Source organism: Ruegeria sp. HKCCD6647-2 (genome assembly GCF_057221075.1).
Window position 1 is genome coordinate 155231 of the sequence record NZ_JBWVBD010000006.1, and the last position, 18076, is coordinate 173306.

Annotated in this window: 18 protein-coding genes; 10 read left to right on the top strand and 8 right to left on the bottom strand. The window is 57.6% G+C overall.

Annotation, left to right across the window (positions count from 1 at the left end; genetic code table 11):
* Positions 1 to 4: 4 nt before the first annotated feature.
* Both bhcC and bhcD read left to right on the top strand, forming a co-directional pair.
* Positions 5 to 1168 carry a 3-hydroxy-D-aspartate aldolase BhcC gene (gene bhcC, locus AC2TDJ_RS16850; RefSeq protein ID WP_480843833.1) on the top strand — a complete coding sequence of 388 codons (1164 nt, stop codon included), beginning with the start codon at positions 5 to 7 and terminating at the stop codon, positions 1166 to 1168.
* A gap of 15 nt (positions 1169 to 1183) precedes the next feature.
* Positions 1184 to 2167 (top strand): iminosuccinate reductase BhcD, encoded by a 984-nt coding sequence (bhcD, locus tag AC2TDJ_RS16855; RefSeq protein ID WP_480843834.1) that lies wholly within the window; start codon positions 1184 to 1186, stop codon positions 2165 to 2167.
* A gap of 54 nt (positions 2168 to 2221) precedes the next feature.
* Here bhcD and AC2TDJ_RS16860 read toward each other — a convergent pair whose 3' ends face one another.
* Together AC2TDJ_RS16860 and AC2TDJ_RS16865 are read right to left on the bottom strand one after the other, a co-directional pair.
* Positions 2222 to 3007: an inositol monophosphatase family protein gene (locus AC2TDJ_RS16860; protein WP_480843835.1), complete on the bottom strand. Its 786-nt coding sequence runs from the start codon at positions 3005 to 3007 to the stop codon at positions 2222 to 2224.
* A gap of 96 nt (positions 3008 to 3103) precedes the next feature.
* Positions 3104 to 4009, bottom strand: a complete 906-nt coding sequence (locus tag AC2TDJ_RS16865) for a LysR family transcriptional regulator (RefSeq protein WP_480843836.1) — start codon at positions 4007 to 4009, stop codon at positions 3104 to 3106.
* A gap of 96 nt (positions 4010 to 4105) precedes the next feature.
* On the opposite strand from AC2TDJ_RS16865, the gene metF reads away from it, so the two are divergent.
* Together metF and AC2TDJ_RS16875 are read left to right on the top strand one after the other, a co-directional pair.
* The gene (gene metF / locus AC2TDJ_RS16870; RefSeq protein ID WP_480843837.1) at positions 4106 to 4972 is read left to right on the top strand and encodes a methylenetetrahydrofolate reductase [NAD(P)H]; all 867 of its coding nucleotides are present in this window, start codon (positions 4106 to 4108) and stop codon (positions 4970 to 4972) included.
* 219 nt (positions 4973 to 5191) lie between these two features.
* The gene (locus AC2TDJ_RS16875) at positions 5192 to 5863 is read left to right on the top strand and encodes a DnaJ domain-containing protein (protein WP_480843838.1); all 672 of its coding nucleotides are present in this window, start codon (positions 5192 to 5194) and stop codon (positions 5861 to 5863) included.
* 66 nt (positions 5864 to 5929) lie between these two features.
* On the opposite strand, the gene AC2TDJ_RS16880 is transcribed toward AC2TDJ_RS16875, so the two are convergent.
* Positions 5930 to 6448, bottom strand: a complete 519-nt coding sequence (locus AC2TDJ_RS16880; protein WP_480843839.1) for a YHS domain-containing (seleno)protein — start codon at positions 6446 to 6448, stop codon at positions 5930 to 5932.
* 249 nt (positions 6449 to 6697) lie between these two features.
* Between AC2TDJ_RS16880 and yghU the strand changes: the two genes are divergently transcribed.
* On the top strand, positions 6698 to 7573 hold the full coding sequence (gene yghU, locus AC2TDJ_RS16885; RefSeq protein ID WP_480843840.1) for a glutathione-dependent disulfide-bond oxidoreductase: 876 nt from the start codon (positions 6698 to 6700) through the stop codon (positions 7571 to 7573).
* A gap of 8 nt (positions 7574 to 7581) precedes the next feature.
* Here yghU and AC2TDJ_RS16890 read toward each other — a convergent pair whose 3' ends face one another.
* Both AC2TDJ_RS16890 and AC2TDJ_RS16895 read right to left on the bottom strand, forming a co-directional pair.
* Complete coding sequence (locus AC2TDJ_RS16890) at positions 7582 to 8370, bottom strand: SseB family protein (RefSeq protein ID WP_480843841.1); 789 nt, start codon at positions 8368 to 8370, stop codon at positions 7582 to 7584.
* The gene (locus tag AC2TDJ_RS16895; protein ID WP_480843842.1) at positions 8363 to 8950 is read right to left on the bottom strand and encodes a uracil-DNA glycosylase family protein; all 588 of its coding nucleotides are present in this window, start codon (positions 8948 to 8950) and stop codon (positions 8363 to 8365) included. Before AC2TDJ_RS16895 ends, AC2TDJ_RS16890 begins: the two co-directional genes overlap by 8 nt.
* A 216-nt stretch (positions 8951 to 9166) precedes the next feature.
* On the opposite strand from AC2TDJ_RS16895, the gene AC2TDJ_RS16900 reads away from it, so the two are divergent.
* The 4 genes from AC2TDJ_RS16900 to AC2TDJ_RS16915 are packed head-to-tail and all read left to right on the top strand — an operon-like array spanning position 9167 to position 13732.
* On the top strand, positions 9167 to 9826 hold the full coding sequence (locus tag AC2TDJ_RS16900) for an ABC transporter ATP-binding protein (protein WP_480843843.1): 660 nt from the start codon (positions 9167 to 9169) through the stop codon (positions 9824 to 9826).
* Positions 9804 to 11381 (top strand): KpsE/RkpR family capsule polysaccharide export protein, encoded by a 1578-nt coding sequence (locus tag AC2TDJ_RS16905; RefSeq protein ID WP_480843844.1) that lies wholly within the window; start codon positions 9804 to 9806, stop codon positions 11379 to 11381. The genes AC2TDJ_RS16900 and AC2TDJ_RS16905 overlap by 23 nt, the downstream gene beginning before the upstream one ends.
* Before the next feature lie 5 nt (positions 11382 to 11386).
* Entirely contained in the window at positions 11387 to 12220 is an 834-nt protein-coding gene (gene kdsA, locus AC2TDJ_RS16910; RefSeq protein WP_480843845.1) for a 3-deoxy-8-phosphooctulonate synthase, read from the top strand.
* A gap of 15 nt (positions 12221 to 12235) precedes the next feature.
* The gene (locus AC2TDJ_RS16915) at positions 12236 to 13732 is read left to right on the top strand and encodes a phosphomannomutase/phosphoglucomutase (RefSeq protein WP_480843846.1); all 1497 of its coding nucleotides are present in this window, start codon (positions 12236 to 12238) and stop codon (positions 13730 to 13732) included.
* 40 nt (positions 13733 to 13772) lie between these two features.
* On the opposite strand, the gene AC2TDJ_RS16920 is transcribed toward AC2TDJ_RS16915, so the two are convergent.
* Positions 13773 to 15716: an AsmA family protein gene (locus tag AC2TDJ_RS16920; protein WP_480843847.1), complete on the bottom strand. Its 1944-nt coding sequence runs from the start codon at positions 15714 to 15716 to the stop codon at positions 13773 to 13775.
* Positions 15717 to 15826: 110 nt separating this feature from the next.
* Between AC2TDJ_RS16920 and rimO the strand changes: the two genes are divergently transcribed.
* Positions 15827 to 17224: a 30S ribosomal protein S12 methylthiotransferase RimO gene (gene rimO / locus AC2TDJ_RS16925; RefSeq protein WP_480843848.1), complete on the top strand. Its 1398-nt coding sequence runs from the start codon at positions 15827 to 15829 to the stop codon at positions 17222 to 17224.
* Between the two features lie 17 nt (positions 17225 to 17241).
* Here the strand turns inward: rimO and AC2TDJ_RS16930 are convergent, their stop codons facing one another.
* Both AC2TDJ_RS16930 and AC2TDJ_RS16935 read right to left on the bottom strand, forming a co-directional pair.
* Positions 17242 to 17820 carry a diacylglycerol kinase gene (locus AC2TDJ_RS16930; protein ID WP_480843849.1) on the bottom strand — a complete coding sequence of 193 codons (579 nt, stop codon included), beginning with the start codon at positions 17818 to 17820 and terminating at the stop codon, positions 17242 to 17244.
* Positions 17729 to 17917, bottom strand: a complete 189-nt coding sequence (locus AC2TDJ_RS16935; protein WP_480843850.1) for a hypothetical protein — start codon at positions 17915 to 17917, stop codon at positions 17729 to 17731. The genes AC2TDJ_RS16930 and AC2TDJ_RS16935 overlap by 92 nt, the downstream gene beginning before the upstream one ends.
* Positions 17918 to 18076 lie beyond the last annotated feature (159 nt).

The following is an 18076-nucleotide window of genomic DNA, read 5'->3' on the forward strand; positions in this document are numbered from 1 at the left end:
GAAGATGAACAAACCTGTGAACATTGATCAGCTTGAGGTTGGCTTCGACATCCCTGCCGCTGTCGGCATGGATGAGGCCGACATTCAGACGCCCTGCCTGATCCTCGATCTGGACGCGCTGGAGCGGAACATCAAGAAGATGGGCGACTATGCCAAAGAACACGGAATGCGTCACCGCGTTCACGGCAAGATGCACAAATCGGTTGATGTGGCCAAGCTGCAGGAGGAACTGGGCGGCGCCGTCGGAGTGTGCTGTCAGAAGGTATCCGAGGCCGAAGTGTTCGCCCGTGGTGGCATCAAGGATATTCTTGTCTCGAACCAGGTGCGCGACCCCGCCAAGATCGACCGTCTTGCGCGCCTTCCCAAGCTGGGTGCCCGCACGATCGTTTGCGTCGATGACATCGATAACGTCGCGGACCTGTCAGCAGCGGCCCAGAACCACGGAACCGAGCTGGAAGTTTTCGTTGAGATTGACTGCGGCGCAGGTCGTTGTGGCGTAACAACGACCCCGGATGTGGTTGCAATCGCCAAGGCCGTCGAAGCTGCGCCCAATCTGAAATTCACTGGAATTCAGGCATATCAGGGCGCTATGCAGCATCTGGATACTTACGACGCGCGTAAAGAAAAACTGGATGCAGCGATTGCGATGGTCAAAGACGCTGTTGACGGCCTGGAGGCCGAGGGTATCTCGTGCGAGCTGGTTTCGGGCGGTGGAACAGGGTCTTACTACTTCGAAAGCAATTCAGGCGTTTACAACGAGTTGCAGTGCGGTTCCTACGCGTTCATGGATGCCGATTATGGTCGCATTCTGGACAAAGATGGCAATCGGATCGATCAGGGAGAATGGGAGAATGCACTGTTCATCCTGACCAGCGTCATGAGCCACGCCAAACCCGACAAGGCCATTTGCGATGCGGGCCTCAAGGCTCAGTCGGTCGATAGCGGGCTGCCGTTTATCTTTGGGCGCGACGACGTGGAATACCTCAAATGTTCCGACGAGCATGGCGTGATCGGTGACCCGAATGGTGTGCTCAAGGTAAATGACAAACTGCGACTGGTGCCGGGTCATTGTGATCCCACCTGCAACGTCCATGATTGGTACGTGGGTGTACGAAACGGCAAAGTCGAAGCCTTGTGGCCCGTCTCGGCCCGCGGAAAGGCTTACTGAACGATGAGGGATGCCATGAATACGCAAGATGGCCTGCTGATTGTAGGCGAAGACCTCTGCCAGAAGCTGGTCGGCCGCGAACAGGCCTTTGAAGCCGTGCAATCGGTCTTTGGTGCTATGGCCAGCGGAGGTGCCTGGAACTTCCCGGTTGTCCGCGAAGCGTTGGGTTATGCCGATGCTCTCTATGGTTTCAAATCCGGCTTTGACCGCGACGGTCAGGTTCTGGGCGTGAAGTCAGGGGGGTACTGGCCCGGAAACGCCGACAAAGGGCTGACAAACCATCAGTCCACGGTGTTTCTGTTTGATCCCGACACGGGGCGATTGTCCGCTCTGGTCGGCGGCAATTACCTGACAGCCGTGCGCACGGCGGCCTCCTCGGCGGTCTCGATCGCGCATCTGGCCCGCGCGGACGCCAAAGTTCTGGGCATGGTTGGCGCAGGACATCAGTCCACGTTCCAACTGCGCGCCGCAGCCGAGCAGCGCGCGTTTGAAAAGGTCGTGGCCTGGAACCCGCATCCGGATATGCTGCCGCGTCTGGCGGCAGTCGCCGAAGAGATCGGCTTGGAATTCGAAGCCGTCAGCCAGCAGGAACTGGGTGCGCAGGCCGACGTGATCATTACGATCACCTCGGCGTTCGAACCTCTCTTGATGAAAGACTGGATCAAACCCGGCACGCACCTGGCCTGCATGGGCACGGACACCAAAGGCAAGATGGAAGTCGACCCCGCACTTGTCGCCAATGCTTCTGTTTTCACCGACGAAGTGGCGCAATCCGTCACCATAGGCGAAGCGCAACACGCCGTTGGCTCGGGCGATCTCTCAGAAGACGAAATCACTCAGATCGGCGCTGTCATCAATGGTGATCATGCCGGTCGCACCAGTGAGACTGAGATCACATTGTTCGACGGAACCGGCGTGGGGCTTCAGGACCTGGCGGTGGCCTCCGTAGCCGCGAGGCTGGCGGACGAGGCCGGACTGGCACAGCGCACCACCCTCTAAAACGAACAAGCGCGCCCCGTCGGGGCGCGCCTGTTCGCTTCTTGCTTCCGAAGCTTAGCCCCGGATGACCTTGGCGAAATTGTCGAAAATCGGTTCGTTGGCGCAGATCACCTCACCGTCTTCCAGTACGCTGCCTTCGGGGTTGATGGCCTGAACGAAACCGCCTGCTTCTGTGACGATGATTATTCCAGCGGCCAGATCCCAGGCATGCAACCTGCGTTCCCAGAATCCTTCATATCGGCCTGCGGCCACGTAGGCCATGTCCAGCGCCGCAGCTCCCCAGCGACGCACACCGGCGCATGTGGGCATCAGGCGCGCCAGATCCTGCAGCGTGGCAGGCAAGTCGGAACGGCCACCAAAAGGCACGCCGGTTGCAAAGACCGACTCGATCATGCGGTGACGACCCGAAACGCGGATACGGGTGTCATTCATCCACGCGCCCTCGCCTTTTTCGGCAAAGAACATTTCGTCCTTGGCCGCGTCATAGATCACTCCGGCGACAATCTTGCCCTTGTGCTCCAGCGCGATGGAGACTGCCCAATGGGGCAAGCCATGCAGAAAGTTCGTGGTGCCGTCCAGCGGATCGACAATCCAGCGACGGGTCGGATCTTCTCCGTCCTGACCACCGCCTTCTTCGCCCAGCCAGCCATAGGTCGGACGGGCACCCAGCAGTTCCTCTTTCAAGATGTTTTCGGCCGCGATATCAGCCTTGGACACAAAGTCTCCGGCGCCTTTCATCGACACCTGCAGGTTCTCGACTTCACGAAAATCCTTGACCAAAGACCGCCCCGCTTTGCGCGCGGCTTTCATCATGATGTTGAGATTTGCACTGCCAACCATTTTCAAAAGGCTCCTGTCCGGTCAAACCGCGCGTATACTGGGGCAATGCGCCCTTGCCAAGAGGAATGATGCGCATAGCAGACCCGCGTTTTGCGCTTATTGCGCCTGCAGCTTTCGCGCCTCGGTCCGGGCCAGTTTCACCAGTTCCTGCACAAAGGGTTTTTCCAGGTCTTCGGACCGAACAGCGGCGTAGAGCCTGCGTGTGATCCCTTCTTTCGTGAGCGGGCGCGTGACATAGTCCGAGTTGTATTTGACTTCACGCACAACCCAGTCCGGCAGCACCGAAACCCCTCTGTTCGAGGCGACAAGCAGCAGGATCACAGCGGTCAACTCGACCTGACGGATCGTCGCGGGTTCAACGCGCGCGGGGATCAGAAGCTGGCTGAATACATCCAGTCGGGTGCGCTCCACCGGATAGGTGATCAATGTCTGACCGCGAAAATCCTCGGCTTCGATGTAGGCTTTTTTCGCAAGGGGATGAGAAGATGCAGCCACAAACACCGCGTTGTAATCGAAGAGTTCGACAAACTCGACACCAGGCAGATCTTCCGGGTCCGATGACACGACCAGATCAACTTCTTCTTTTTGCAACGCAGGCAAAGCGTCGAACGCGAGGCCGGGTCGAATGTCCACATCCACGTCGGGCCAGGATTTGCGGAATGCCTCCAACACTGGAAACAACCACTCAAAGCAGGCGTGACATTCGATCGCGATATGCATCCGCCCTGTGCGGCCATCTCGGAGTGACGAAAACTCATCCTGCATCGCCTCGACCTGAGGCAGAATCTGTTCGGCCAATCGCAGCAAGCGCAACCCGGCAGCGGATAATTTCATCGGTTTCGAACGACGCAGGAACAGTTCGACACCGGCCTGATCTTCCAACCCTTTGATCTGATGACTTAATGCCGATTGCGTTATGTTTAGTTGATCCGCCGCACGGGCCAACCCGCCGCATTCGTGTATGGCCTTGATTGTGCGAAGGTGGCGGAATTCGATATGCATATCTCACGCAACTCATGTTGTTCTTGAATAATATGAGTTTGTCTCACAATGCATTGGATGTCACAAGGGGATAGTTCTGCTGTTGATGAGGCTCCGATGACTACGCCCGAAATTTCCTTCGAGTTCTTCCCGCCCAAGTCGCTGGAGGCGTCATTCCGCCTTTGGGACACCGTTCAAACGCTTGCTCCGTTAGAGCCCCGGTTTGTTTCCGTAACCTACGGTGCTGGGGGCACGACGCGTGAATTGACGCGAGACGCCGTTGCCACACTTCACAAATCCTCGGGATTGCCTGTCGCGGCACATCTTACCTGCGTCGACGCCTCGCGTCAGGAAACGCTGGAAATCGCCGACACATTCGCGCGCGCCGGAGTTCAGGATATTGTCGCCCTGCGTGGTGATCCGCCTTCGGGTCAGGATCGGTTTGTGCCACATCCGGATGGATTTGCGAATTCTGTCGAGTTGATTTCTGCATTGGCCGAAACCGAAATGTTCAGCATCCGGGTTGGCGCTTACCCCGATATTCACCCCGAGGCGCAAAACGCGCGTACCGATGTTGACTGGTTGAAGGCAAAACTGGATGCCGGCGCGGACGAGGCACTGACACAGTTCTTCTTCGAGGCCGAGACGTTTTTTCGGTTCCGCGATGCCTGTGCCAAGGCCGGGATCGACAAACCCATCGTTCCGGGCATCCTGCCGATCGAAAACTGGAAAGGCGCCCGCAAATTTGCAGAGCGTTGTGGTACCCGTATTCCGCCCTGGATCGATCAGGCCTTTGAAAAAGCTGTGCGCGATGATCGCGAGGATCTGCTGGCCACGGCGCTGTGTACCGAACTTTGTTCGGACCTGATTGAAGGCGGCGTCGACAAACTGCATTTCTACACGCTCAATCGCCCCGAGCTTACCCGAGACGTGTGTTTCGCCTTGGGAATCACTCCGCGCGCGGAACTGCAGAACGTGGCTTGATTTCGCGTACTGAAGTCTGTGATTGGGCCAATGAATGTTGGCCCAATCGCCATTTTTCGCATTTGATTCAGATGAAATCAGGTCGACAGTTTCGGGCAACAATTTCGAAATGCTCGACCAAACTGTTGACCCAATTCACGCTAATACCCCGATAAATTTGACAAAAATGCAGCCATTCACAAAGTGGTGTGAGTGTAGTTGTTAACGAGTTCTGTGAGTATGGAGCCAGTAAGTAAGATAAAGGCTCGGGCCGAAGCGTTGAAAGAGCTGGGTCTAGACCAAAATGCCAGTGCCGATGAAATTCGCGATGCCTGGCGAGACGTGGCCTTTCACGCCCACCCCGATCACACCGGTGGTGATTGCGCTGATTTTGCGCGCGCCAAATCGGCTTATGATTTCCTCCGGAAAGAGGGGCTGGCCGGCAACAATCGCGCGGGACCAACGAAGCCACGCCGCCCGAAACTGCGCAAGCGCGTGGTTGAGTTGTCGGCCGATGTTCTTAAGACGTGCCGCGAACTCTTATGCCCTGACCGGGTTCTGTCGCATGCGCCAGACACCGGTGGAGTACCAGAAGATTCATCCGACCTAACTTCTGATCCTGCGGCTGATCACATCCCGGATGCGATTGGCTGTTTCGGTCGTGACCTGACTTATTTTGTAAAGACACCAGTCTGTGAAGGTCCGAACCGGGTGGCCTTGCCAACTTCGGTTTTGGCAGGCACGCGCAAGGCCGAGGCGGAAATTCTGACCTTCCAATCCAAAAATTCGGGGAAAGGCGAAGTTGTGGTTCCGGATACAATCCGCGTTCGAAAATTTCCCGGTGCTCGCAGCGTAAAGATCAAATTCGATGCGAACCAGCAGATGAGAGATGACTACTGGCTTGCCAGTTAAAGGGGGGTTGTGCCCATCTGCACATAAAGCCCGGCTGAAATCAGCCGGGCTTTTTTCTTGCCTGTATCAGTTGGTGACCGGACCTTCGGAAGTGAATTTCGGGATAACGCTGGTCGATGCGGCATCAGCCTCGATCCCGGGCCAGTTTCCTTCGGCCAAGTTGATATTGCCCGGTACATCCTCTTCCCAGAAACCGACCACTACATCTGTGATGTTCAGATAAAGCTTGTCATCGACGATCCGCCACAGGTTGGGGTTGGCCGGAACCTTGCCGCCGCGCGACACACCATAGGCGCAATGGCCGTCATATTGCGGCGCATAGTATGCCGGGTTTTCCAGAAATTTGTCGCGATTTTCTTCAGTCGCAAACGCCCACGTCGAGCCGTTGTATTCCGCTGTGATTTCCGAGCGACCGCGGACTGCCTCGGGCTGTGCCTGACCGACAGGAGCTTGGTCGAGGCTGCGATACGCTACGACATCATAGCCCGAAACGGCAAAGCCGGTGCCGTCGACATACTGATCTCCGGCAAAGGCGGGGATGGCAAACGCCATCGCTGCCGCAAAAGTCATGGCAAATCGTTTCATGTGGTCGATCCTTTTTTTGTCTCAACAATTTCTGATGCGCCATCGTGGCGGAACTGGCATGACAATAAGTGATTCTGGATGACTTCGTAGTCCCGCTCGCGGCGGTGTGACCGACTACCAAGAAACGTGAGGCCGCGGCCGGGTATTGTTACAAAAACAGTTTCCCGACCGGGGTTGGACTTTGCCTTTTGCAATATTAGCTGTGGATGCAGCTGCCGCGCGGCCCGGCAGTGAAACGAAAGGCACGAGATGAGCGAACTATCCACCTATACCCCTCCGAAGGTCTGGACCTGGGACAGCGAAAGCGGCGGGCGTTTTGCCAATATCAACCGGCCCATTGCTGGCGCCACTCATGAAAAGGAGCTGCCTGTCGGACAGCATCCTTTACAGCTGTACTCGCTTGCGACACCGAACGGGGTAAAAGTGACGGTCATGCTGGAAGAACTGCTGGCACTTGGGCACAAGGAAGCCGAGTACAACGCCTGGCTGATCGATATTGGCGAAGGCGAGCAGTTCAGTTCAGGATTTGTAGGTGCCAACCCCAACTCCAAGATCCCCGCCCTGTGGGACCGGTCAGGCGAGGAGCCGGTGCGCGTATTCGAAAGCGCTTCGATCCTGTTTCATCTGGCCGAGAAGTTCGGAGCGTTCCTGCCCAAAGTCGGCCCCGAGCGGACGGAGGTGATGAACTGGGTTTTCTGGCAGATGGGCAGCGCGCCCTATTTGGGCGGCGGATTTGGTCACTTCTACGCTTATGCGCCTGAAAAGTGGCAATATCCGATCGATCGTTTCGCGATGGAGGCCAAACGCCAACTGGACGTTCTGGATCGTGAACTGGCGGAGAAAACCTATATCGCAAGCGATGAATACTCCATCGCAGACATGGCAATCTGGCCTTGGTACGGTCAGTTGGTCCTGGGTCGTCTCTATGATGCAGCTGAATTCCTGGATGTGGAATCCTACAAAAACGTGGTGCGTTGGGCCAAGGAAGTTGATGCGCGCCCGGCGGTTCGGCGCGGGCGCATGGTCAACCGGTCATTCGGCGAGCCTCACATGCAACTGCATGAGCGTCATGACGCGAGCGATTTTGAGACGCGCACACAAGACAAACTGGAACCGGCGGACTAACTCTTAGACTACCGAAGAATCGGGGGCCGTTCCGGATCGCTTCCCGGTGCGGCCCTTTCTGCGTTCGACGCCTGCGGTTGCGGAAGGTCGAACCGCAAGCCGACTTTGGCCAAGGCCGTCGTCGTCGGATCATCCGCCTCGAAAAACCCGACATCCAATGCGCCAGCGTCGATCCCGGAAAAAGTCAGGGCCTCGGACACAGCCCGCGCCAGCGCCGGTTTTGCGGCGTCAATCGCAGCTACGAATCCAAGCAAGTGACCCCGACCACTGCCATCAGATTTCGTTCCGACAAGAAATGCAGTTGCAGCCAGACCGGCAGCGGTCGCGAGCTTCGTGTCCAGCGCCGACAGCAGCGTGTCAGGCAGACCAGTTGGCGGCAGAAATTCTGCCAGACGTTGCCGAACTTCTTCTGGACCATGTTGCAAAGTGTCCGACAACCACCCCAGCGCTTCGGCCGGAATTAGCATCGAGGACGGTGCAACATCCAGATTCAGCCCCAGCCCGACCCCCTGCCCGGCCAGCATTGATGACAAGACCCGCCCGGATAGCGCCACGTAGGGAACCGGACGACCAGCGAACTGTGCCAACCGCTCCTCCAGATCAAAGACCAGCACGAAACGGCCATCGGCCACATCGAAGAGTTCCGGCGAGATGTTTTCGTCCTGCGCTTCTTCAGCCAGCATCAGGAACAGTTCACTGTCGGCCAGGCGCTCGAAAAACCGTAGCCGCGCCGCGTCATCCTGCGGGGCGGCCTCCATCACAGAATGCGCGGTGTCCAGAGCCGTGGCGTCAGTCATTCAGCACCTCTTGCACCCGGGCACGCAGATCCGGCACCAATTCGGTCTCGAACCACGGGTTTTTCTTCAACCAAGCCGTATTGCGCCAGGACGGATGAGGCAAGGCAAAGACCCGCGGCGCATGGTCCCGCCAGTTCCGCACCGTTTCGGTCACCGATGATTTTGTGCCAAGGTGGTACTTATGCGCATGCCCGCCAACCAGAACGGTCAGCGGCACCTCACCCAGTTCCGCCATCACCCGGCCATGCCAAGTGCGGCGGCAGAGTGGAGGGGGCGGCAGATCCGCATTGCGATCATCGTAGCCGGGAAAACAAAACGCCATTGGCACGATTGAGACCTTTGATCGATCATAGAACGCCGCCTCGTCCAGCCCGAGCCACTCGCGCAGTCGATCCCCCGATGGATCGGTAAAAGGACGGCCCGACTCGTGCACCCGAGCACCGGGTGCCTGACCTGCGATCAGGATACGGGCGCCGGAACGGAACCAAACAACCGGGCGCGGCTGATGCGCAGTTGCGGTTTCCGCAAACCGCCCCGCACATAGTCGGCAATTTTCGATTTCCCGGGACAGTGAGGTCATCAATTCCTGCTTTTTCTTCAAAGAGGCCCGGCATAGATATGCAAGTACAGTGCAGCGTCCAATACCCGACTGATGCCTCCAACATCACACATTGCGTGATAACCTCTCTGAACGCATTGATCATTTGTTTCATAATTCGACATAATGTGGCCAACATGGATCGGTAGTACTCATGCATTTAAACCGACGCACGCCGAAGGACTGAGCAGGCTCCAGATGCTGGAATTCGAAAACGTCAGCAAATCCTTTTGGACCGGGACTCGCCGCAAGGTGATCCTGGATCAGGTGTCGTTTCGGGTCGAACTGGGCAAATCCATCGGTATCCTCGCGCCGAACGGGACCGGAAAAACCACGCTCATCAATATGATGGCCGGGCTGGAAAAGCCCGACGAAGGCGTAATCCGTCGCGACTGCCGGGTTTCTTTCCCCATGGGGTTCACCGGTGGGGTGTCCAAACGGCTGTCAGCACTGGAAAACGCCCGATACATCGCGAAAATCTATGGTATGGATCCGGACTACGTCGAGGCGTATTGCAATTGGCTGTGCAATCTCGGGGAATATTTCAACCAACCGTTGGGCACCTATTCATCCGGCATGCGGGCCCGGTTCACCTTTGCGCTGATGCTGGCGCTGGACTTCGACATGTACCTTATTGACGAAGGGATGCCGGCGACGACGGATGTGGACTTCAACAAAAAGGCTGGCGACATCCTGCGCGAGAGGCTGCGAACGACAACCTTGGTGATTGTTTCCCACAACCCCTCGGTCCTGGAAAAGTTCGCCGAACAGGCCGCCGTTCTTGTGGACGGGCAGCTTTATATGTTTGAAACCTTGGAAGAGGCAAAACAGTTATATGACTACCAAACCCAAGGCTAAGAAATACAATCCGGATCCCAAACCGCAGGGCAAGGGAACCGCGGACGCCCGTTCCGACGCCATTTCACGGATTCGGCGCGCCACTCAGGGACAGGCACAAGAGGCGGATGAGAATACGAAACCGTCCACCAATCTGGACGAGATCAAGCGCGAGGGGCTGACCGGTCGGCAACTGCGGGTGGCACGGCGGTTGGCCCAAAAAAACGGATTGGCCGCGACGTCGGATTATGACGCGGTGCGCCTGCTGCGCGAGAATGGGATCGACCCGTTTCAGCGCATGAACCTTTTGAATCTTGCGGCCAATGACCAGCCTTCGCCCGAGGCGCAGGACACGATAAAAGTGCAACTGCCGCAAACCGTTGTGAAAAAGCCTGAAAATCTGCCTGGTCCTGAACTCAGCCCGGCGCAGCGCCGGGATTACGAAATCGGGCAGATCCAGAAAGACATCGCCCGACGGCGGCGGCGCAAGCTTTTCGGCCTCTTTGCAAGGCTGGCGGCGTTCGTGATTCTGCCAACGCTGATCGTGGGTTACTATTTCTATCGAGTGGCAACCCCGATGTATGCCAGCGATTCCGAATTCCTGATCCTTCAGGCGGATGGAGGCCCGGGCTCGATCGGCGGCCTGTTGGCCGGGACTCAGTTTGCGACGACGCAGGATTCCATTTCGGTCCAATCTTTCCTTGAATCGAAAGAGGCGCTGCTGTCGCTGGATCGCGACGCCGGATTCTCGGATGCATTCAAACAGGAATGGATCGACCCGGTTCAACGGCTCGCGCCAGATGCGACCCTTGAAGACGCGTACAAGCTGTACAAAAAAATGGTAACAATCGGCTATGATCCGACCGAAGGCGTGATCCGAATGGAAGTGGCCGCACCGGATGCGGCAACGGCGACTTTGTTCTCTGAAAACCTGATTTCCTATGCTGAGGACCGGGTGAATGCCCTTTCCGAGAAAAAGCGCGAAGATCAGATGCGCGACGCGTTGGAAAGTTTCGAAAGCGCGCAGGAAGCACGCAGGCAGGCACAGGAAGACCTGATTGAGCTACAATTGCAGGGTGCGGTTCTGGACCCGCAGAACGTCATTGCCAGCCTGCGCGCCCGCATTGACCAGTTCGAATTCGAATTGCAGGACAAGAAACTGGAACTGGCAGCCCTTCTGGACAACCTTCGCCCGAACCAAGCCAAAGTTGACGGCGTCAGCCGCGACATCGCGCGGCTTGAGGCGGTTCTGGAAGAGTTGAACGCCGAGATGCTGGACGCCTCCGCCGGCGAAAACTCGCTGGCGCGGTTAAGTGTACGAATCCAGATGGCGCAGGCGGATCTGGCCGCGCGTGACCTGATGCTTCAAACCGCTATGCAGCACATGGAAACCACACGGACCGAGGCCAACCGCAAGGTGCGCTATCTCACGGTGTCGGTAAACCCCGTGCCCAGTCAGGAACCCAGCTATCCGCGCAAGTTCGAAAATACGATTTTGGCTTTCCTGTTGTTTGCTGGTATCTACCTCATGATCTCGCTTACCGCGTCGGTCCTTCGTGAACAGGTATCCTCGTAAGACTCATGAAACATGTAAAAATCGCCGACCTGACCGTTGGCAACGACCTTCCGCTGACCATCATCGCCGGCCCTTGCCAGCTTGAGACAGCCGATCACGCCCAGATGATTGCCGGCACCATGAAAGAGGTATGCGAGGCCACTGGCGCGCAGTACGTTTTCAAAGCCTCCTATGACAAAGCAAACCGTACGTCCTTGTCCGGCGCACGCGGCATGGGGATTGATGCCGGCCTGAAGGTGCTGGACGATATCCGCAAAACGATGGGCATCCCGGTGCTGACCGATGTCCATACCGAAGCGCAATGCGCCATTGCGGCCGAAGCCGTGGACGTCCTGCAAATCCCCGCGTTCCTGTGCCGCCAGACCGACATGCTGTTAGCGGCTGGGAAAACCGGCGCCGTGATCAACGTTAAAAAAGGTCAGTTCCTTGCCCCTTGGGAGATGCCCAACATCGTCTCCAAAATCGAAAGCACCGGAAATCACAATATTCTGTTGACAGAACGCGGAACATCGTTTGGCTACAACACTCTGGTTGCCGACATGCGGTCGCTGCCGCAAATGGCGCAAACTGGGTACCCGGTGGTGATGGATGCCACTCATTCGGTGCAGCAACCCGGCGGACAAGGCGGATCTTCGGGCGGCCAACGCGAATTTGCTCCGGTCATGGCGCGCGCAGCAGTTGCTGTCGGCTCTGCCGCAGTATTCATGGAAACTCATCAGGACCCGGATAATGCGCCCTGTGATGGCCCGAACATGATCTACCTTGATCAGATGCCCAAACTTGTCGACACATTGATGCGCTTTGATGCGCTGGCCAAAGCAAATCCTATTCAGATTTAACGATTGAGACTTGTTATGATCAAACCCCTTCCCGAGGTGACTCCAAACACCTGGAGCTTTCTGCGCGACCCGATGATCAAGCCTACGGGCTTTCGCGAATATGACGCGCGGTGGAAATACCCGGACGAGATCAACCTGCCGGGCATGACGGCCCTTGGTCTGGGTCTGGGAACTCAGATGCATAAGCGCGGCATCGCTCCTGTTATCGCGGTCGGAAACGACTACCGCGACTATTCGCTGTCGATCAAGAACGCCTTGGTCGTTGGGTTGATGCAGGCCGGTATTCAGGTCAAGGACATAGGTCCGGCGCTTAGCCCGATGGCTTACTTCGCTCAGTTCCATCTGGACGTGCCCGCCGTGGCAATGGTGACCGCCAGCCACAACCCAAACGGCTGGACCGGGGTCAAGATGGGCTTTGACCGCCCTCTGACCCACGGCCCCGATGAGATGGCAGAATTGCGCGACATCGTCCTGAACGGTCAGGGTGTCGCCCGCGAGGGCGGTTCTTACGAGTTCGTGGAAGGTGTCAAGGAAGCCTATATCAACGATTTGGTGGGTGACTTCAAAATGTCCCGTCCGCTCAAGGTCGTTTGTGCCACCGGTAATGGCACGGCATCCGCCTTTGCGCCCGAAATTTTCGAACGTATGGGCGTCGAGGTCGTACCCAGCCACAATGAACTGGATTACACATTCCCCAACTACAACCCGAACCCCGAAGCGATGGAAATGCTGCATGACATGGCAGACACCGTGAAGTCCAGCGGCGCCGATCTGGCGCTGGGGTTCGACGGGGACGGCGATCGCTGCGGCGTAGTCGATGACGAGGGCGAAGAGATCTTTGCCGACAAGGTCGGTGTCATCATGGCCCGCGATCTGGCCAAGCTGCATCCCGGATCAACCTTTGTTGCGGATGTGAAATCAACCGGCTTGTTCGCCAGTGACCCCGAACTGCAGACCCTTGGCGTGAAAGCAGATTACTGGAAAACCGGCCACAGCCACATGAAGCGCCGGGTCAAGGAAATCAACGCGCTGGCCGGGTTCGAGAAGTCTGGGCATTACTTTCTGGCCGAACCGATCGGGCGCGGCTACGACTGCGGCATGCGGGTGGCGGTTGAGATCTGCAAGTTGATGGACCGCAACCCGGACCGCAGCATGTCCGATCTGCGCAAGGCGCTGCCCAAGACGTGGTCGACCCCGACCATGTCCCCCTACGCAGCCGACACCGAGAAGTACGACATTCTGCAACGACTTGTGGGCAAGCTGGTCGCCAAGGCCGATGCGGGTGACAGTTTTGCCGGTCGCGCGATCAAGGAGGTCGTGACGGTTAACGGAGCGCGCGTTATCCTGGACAATGGCAGCTGGGGTCTTGTGCGGGCCTCGTCAAATACGCCGAACCTGGTCGTAGTCTGTGAAAGCAGCGAAAGCGAAGACGAAATGCGCGCGATTTTCGGTGAGATCGACGCCGTTATCCGCACCGAACCCGGTGTCGGTGAATACGATCAAACCATCTGAACTCGGACCAAGGGGCGGCGCCGAATAGTTGCCGCCCCGGTCAATCGCCGCCCAGCAGTTTCAACAGTCCTTTCCTGGCTTCATCTTCAAGCTTGTTCTTGATCGCGTCTTCGATCTGTTCGCTGTCGGTTATGGTGGTGTCCAGTTCGTTCCCAACTTTGTCCAAGACCTTTTGTTTGGCGTCATCCTCCAACCCCTTGATCTTACCTTCAGCGGCAGCTTCGATAACCTTGGTGAGGTCAGGCTTGATCGAAGGGTTGCTCCATGGGCCCTGAATACGCACAGGAACGGAAATCCCCTGCCCGGCATTGGCGCGCAGAGCGACAGGAGTGAACAGATAGTCGATATCGCGCGCACCCAGCCCGACCCGCCCTGCTCCGTCCGCGCGGAAATTGTCCAGCTGCATCAGCAGGTCGTTATTGGTCAGGTTGCCGCCATCCATCGTGAAGCTTGCTGTCAGGCTGTTGAACACGGTTGTGCCGCCCGACCCCTTACCCCGCCCCATCAAGCGATCAAGATCTATCCCCGCGATGACGCCTTTGCCGACGTTGATATTGCCCTTGCCGCTAAGCGAATTCATGATCTGATCCTCGGTCTGCCCGACCGCCAGAAACTCCAGTGCGCCCGAACCGGTCCCCGACAGACGCTCGATACCACCCAAGGCACTCAGCGCCTGCTGGATGTCGATGCCATCAGCCTTAAGGCTGCCGCCAACCGACAGGCCGTTCCGGTTATTTGCAACAACCTGCCCGTTCAGTTGCCCGGAAAACAGCGTTGCCGGATGCATCTTCAAAACTGCGCGGGACCGGTCGAGGATCAGCGTCAGATCGCTCGGGCCCAGTGTCAGATCCGGAGCGGCAATTGAATTGGCCTGCAGCCTGATTGTCCCGTTGGCCAATGCCAGAGCGGATGCGTCGATCGGCGTATTGGACCATCCTTGCGACGCGGCTGAACCTCCGGACCCTGTACCTCCGGCACTGTCTCCAAGAGACTGTGTGAGGTCCAGATCACCGGCGTTCAGCCGTGCCGTGATCTGTGGCGGGTCGGAGATCACGATATCCGCCTCTCCGGTCAGCCTGTTGTTGTCCAGCGCTGCGGTCATGCTCCGCAATGAAATCCGGCCATCGCTGGTATAGGTCATCTGGGCCGTCAAGTCCGCCACCCGCCCCAATCCCGTGGGTACGGAAACCCCGCTCTGACCAAAAGCCGCCAGCATCTTATGGGTGTTCGTGGCTTTGACCGTTGTCTTGCCATCCATTTCCCCAGCCAGATTGACGCGCCCGGAAAAGCCGAATGTGCCGCCCGGCGCCATCATGCTCAGTTCCAGCGGAGTTGCTGCTCCACTCGAAAATGCCGGCAGATCAGGTATTTTCAGATCTACCCGAACAGAGCCGCCCTGCACGGGCATGCTCGCCTCCATCTCCATCGGGGCAGAAACGTCTGGCCAGCGCGCTGCCAGATCGACATTCGCGAAATCCAGTCTTGTCTGGCCGTTTTCGACATAGATCAGGCGCGCATCAGTAAGTTCCAGCCGATCCAGAGTGACCGTTCCAGAGGACTCTGGAACACTGCCACTGTTCGAAGGCTGCGCCTGAGTGGCTGGCGCGCTCAGTTCCCAATTCCCGCGCCCGTCGCTCAGTTCAAGACGTAGAACCGGTTTGTCTGCAACGACGCGCCTGATCTTTAGATCGCCAGCCAGCAAGGCCGAGGCATCGACGCCGACTGCAAGGCTGTTCGCGCTCAGCATTGGGTCGGGTCCGGCCCATTGCGCGTTACCGAATGTGACTGGACCGGTTTCCATACCCAGAACCGGCCAGAATGACAGGCTGACGTCACCGGACAGCGTCAGGTCACGGCCAGTCTGCGCCTTGACCTGCTCGGCCAGAATAGCGCCCAGCTTGTCGCCTGGCATCAGAAGTAGCGCCCCTACCATCAGCCCGAAGACCGCTACCAGAATGAATAGGATACGTATCAGCCACTTCATTTTCCGCCACCTGCCTTTTCGGCTTATCTGCTCTTTATCTGCTCTGATGCAAGTCAGCCCTGCGCGCACAACATTTGCAAGGGGAAGCGTTCCCCACTATATGCCGCGCCATGAGTATGAACCCGCCGAACCTCCGCCCCGACCTGGCGCCCGCCGCCCGGATCTCTGATGCTCCGCGCACCGGCCAGCCGACGCTGGGCATGGTGTCGCTTGGCTGTCCCAAGGCCCTGGTCGACAGCGAACGCATTCTGACGCGCCTTCGCGCGGAAGGGTACGGTATTTCGCCCGATTATGCAGGGGCTGATGCCGTGATCGTGAATACATGCGGCTTTCTGGACAGCGCAAAGGCGGAATCCCTGGACGCCATCGGCGAGGCGTTGGTTGAAAACGGCAAGGTTATCGTGACGGGGTGCCTTGGGGCCGACCCTGACTACATACGCGAACATCACCCGCGTATTCTGGCGGTCACAGGCCCGCATCAATACGAGCAGGTTCTGGATGCGGTCCATTCTGCCGTGCCCCCGGATCCAAATCCGTTTGTGGACTTGCTGCCCGCCTCGGGTGTCAAACTGACGCCACGACACTACAGCTATTTGAAGATTTCAGAGGGCTGCAATCACAAGTGCAAGTTCTGCATCATCCCCGATATGCGCGGGAAACTGGCCAGCCGCCCAGCACATGCGGTGCTGCGCGAGGCCGAAAAACTTGTCGACAACGGCGTGCGAGAGCTGCTGGTGATTTCTCAGGACACCTCGGCCTATGGATTGGATCGCAAATACGATTCGAACCCCTGGAAAGACAGGGAAGTCCGCAGCCACATCATTGATCTCGCGCGCGAACTGGGACGGTTTGATGCCTGGGTACGCTTGCATTACGTCTATCCCTACCCGCATGTACGCGATCTAATACCTCTGATGGCGGATGCGGGCTGCAACGTGCTGCCGTATCTGGACATCCCCTTCCAGCACGCACATCCAGACGTTCTGAAACGCATGGCCCGCCCGGCGGCTGCGGCCAAAACACTGGACGAAATTTCGGCCTGGCGGTCGGTTTGCCCGGACATCACACTCCGATCGACCTTTATTGTTGGCTACCCCGGCGAAACTGAGGCCGAGTTTCAGACGCTGCTGGATTGGATGGACGAGGCAAAGTTAGATCGCGTCGGGTGTTTTCAATATGAAAACGTGGATGGGGCCAGATCGAACGACTTACCCAATCACGTCCCCACCGAGATCAAGCAGGACCGGTGGAACCGCTTCATGGAAAAGGCGCAAGCCATTTCCGAGGCAAAACTGGCGGCGAAGGTTGGTAGAACACTGGAGGTCATCGTTGACGACGTCGATGATGAGGCCGCGACATGCCGGACCAAGGCGGACGCGCCTGAGATAGACGGCAACCTGTTTATTGACGAAGGGTTTGAGGCGTTATCTCCCGGAGACATTGTAACGGTCGAAGTCGACGAGGCTGGCGAGTACGACCTCTGGGGAAAATTGTCCACAAGCCGCTGAGGCTTACGGTCGGATATTCACGCAAGACTGACCAGCGCTGCAACCCAGGAAACTCCTGCAGCAACCGCCGTGAGGGCCACTGCGGCGCTTGCCGCGTCCTTGGCCTGACCAGCCAGCTTATGGTGATCCGTCGAGGTGTGATCGACCGCACGCTCGATGGCGGTATTGAACAGCTCGGCCACCAAAACCAATAGCCCAAGCACAAGGATCAGCGCTCGCATGTTGCCAGCAATTGGCAGCCAAAAGGCGAAGCCAGCTGATATCAGGTTTGCCCAGGCCCAAACGCGGAACGAATATTCATCGCGGAACGTTTCGACCAATCCCTGCCAGCTCCACCTGGTTCGATCCCTCAGCCGAACAAAGAAGTTTTTCAACGCAATCCCCCGAAAACAAAAAAGCGGATTTGGCGACCGTGCCGCCCGTGAGACAACAAAAAACCGCCCAGCGGGCGGTCTGTCAAAGCCTGATTGCAGGCGGCCCGCAATTGGGCCGCCTGCGGAAAGGTTATTGTGTGACCGGGTTACATACGGTCTGACCAGCTTCGGTCGTGGCCAGTTCATACCCGGCCGAGCAGCTGGGCGTACCGTACTTGTCATAGTCGGGCTGAATGTAAACGGGGGTCGGTTCTTCCTGCTGCGAGCAGGCGGCCAAAACAACGGCCGTGGCACAGATAGCAGCGAATTTCAGTTTCATGTCCATCAATCCTCTAATACTTTTCTGATATTGCCCAACTTTTCGGGGCCACGGTCAGAATAGGGACAAGACTGCACTCTGGCAACTCGGTTAATCACAACCTTGTGATTAGAGGCAAAACAACGCTTGCCGACAGTTACGTCGATGCGGGCTATTCAT

Coding starts and splice junctions, on each gene's coding strand:
- AC2TDJ_RS16905 (WP_480843844.1), top strand. CDS start 9,804: ATGACTACCAAACCCAAGGCTAAGAAATACAATCCGGATCCCAAACCG.
- metF (WP_480843837.1), top strand. CDS start 4,106: ATGACTACGCCCGAAATTTCCTTCGAGTTCTTCCCGCCCAAGTCGCTG.
- AC2TDJ_RS16890 (WP_480843841.1), bottom strand. CDS start 8,370: ATGACTGACGCCACGGCTCTGGACACCGCGCATTCTGTGATGGAGGCC.
- kdsA (WP_480843845.1), top strand. CDS start 11,387: ATGAAACATGTAAAAATCGCCGACCTGACCGTTGGCAACGACCTTCCG.
- AC2TDJ_RS16860 (WP_480843835.1), bottom strand. CDS start 3,007: ATGGTTGGCAGTGCAAATCTCAACATCATGATGAAAGCCGCGCGCAAA.
- AC2TDJ_RS16900 (WP_480843843.1), top strand. CDS start 9,167: ATGCTGGAATTCGAAAACGTCAGCAAATCCTTTTGGACCGGGACTCGC.
- AC2TDJ_RS16880 (WP_480843839.1), bottom strand. CDS start 6,448: ATGAAACGATTTGCCATGACTTTTGCGGCAGCGATGGCGTTTGCCATC.
- AC2TDJ_RS16935 (WP_480843850.1), bottom strand. CDS start 17,917: ATGAAACTGAAATTCGCTGCTATCTGTGCCACGGCCGTTGTTTTGGCC.
- AC2TDJ_RS16895 (WP_480843842.1), bottom strand. CDS start 8,950: ATGACCTCACTGTCCCGGGAAATCGAAAATTGCCGACTATGTGCGGGG.
- AC2TDJ_RS16920 (WP_480843847.1), bottom strand. CDS start 15,716: ATGAAGTGGCTGATACGTATCCTATTCATTCTGGTAGCGGTCTTCGGG.
- AC2TDJ_RS16930 (WP_480843849.1), bottom strand. CDS start 17,820: ATGACAAGTACGGTACGCCCAGCTGCTCGGCCGGGTATGAACTGGCCA.
- yghU (WP_480843840.1), top strand. CDS start 6,698: ATGAGCGAACTATCCACCTATACCCCTCCGAAGGTCTGGACCTGGGAC.
- rimO (WP_480843848.1), top strand. CDS start 15,827: ATGAGTATGAACCCGCCGAACCTCCGCCCCGACCTGGCGCCCGCCGCC.
- bhcD (WP_480843834.1), top strand. CDS start 1,184: ATGAATACGCAAGATGGCCTGCTGATTGTAGGCGAAGACCTCTGCCAG.
- bhcC (WP_480843833.1), top strand. CDS start 5: ATGAACAAACCTGTGAACATTGATCAGCTTGAGGTTGGCTTCGACATC.
- AC2TDJ_RS16865 (WP_480843836.1), bottom strand. CDS start 4,009: ATGCATATCGAATTCCGCCACCTTCGCACAATCAAGGCCATACACGAA.
- AC2TDJ_RS16915 (WP_480843846.1), top strand. CDS start 12,236: ATGATCAAACCCCTTCCCGAGGTGACTCCAAACACCTGGAGCTTTCTG.
- AC2TDJ_RS16875 (WP_480843838.1), top strand. CDS start 5,192: ATGGAGCCAGTAAGTAAGATAAAGGCTCGGGCCGAAGCGTTGAAAGAG.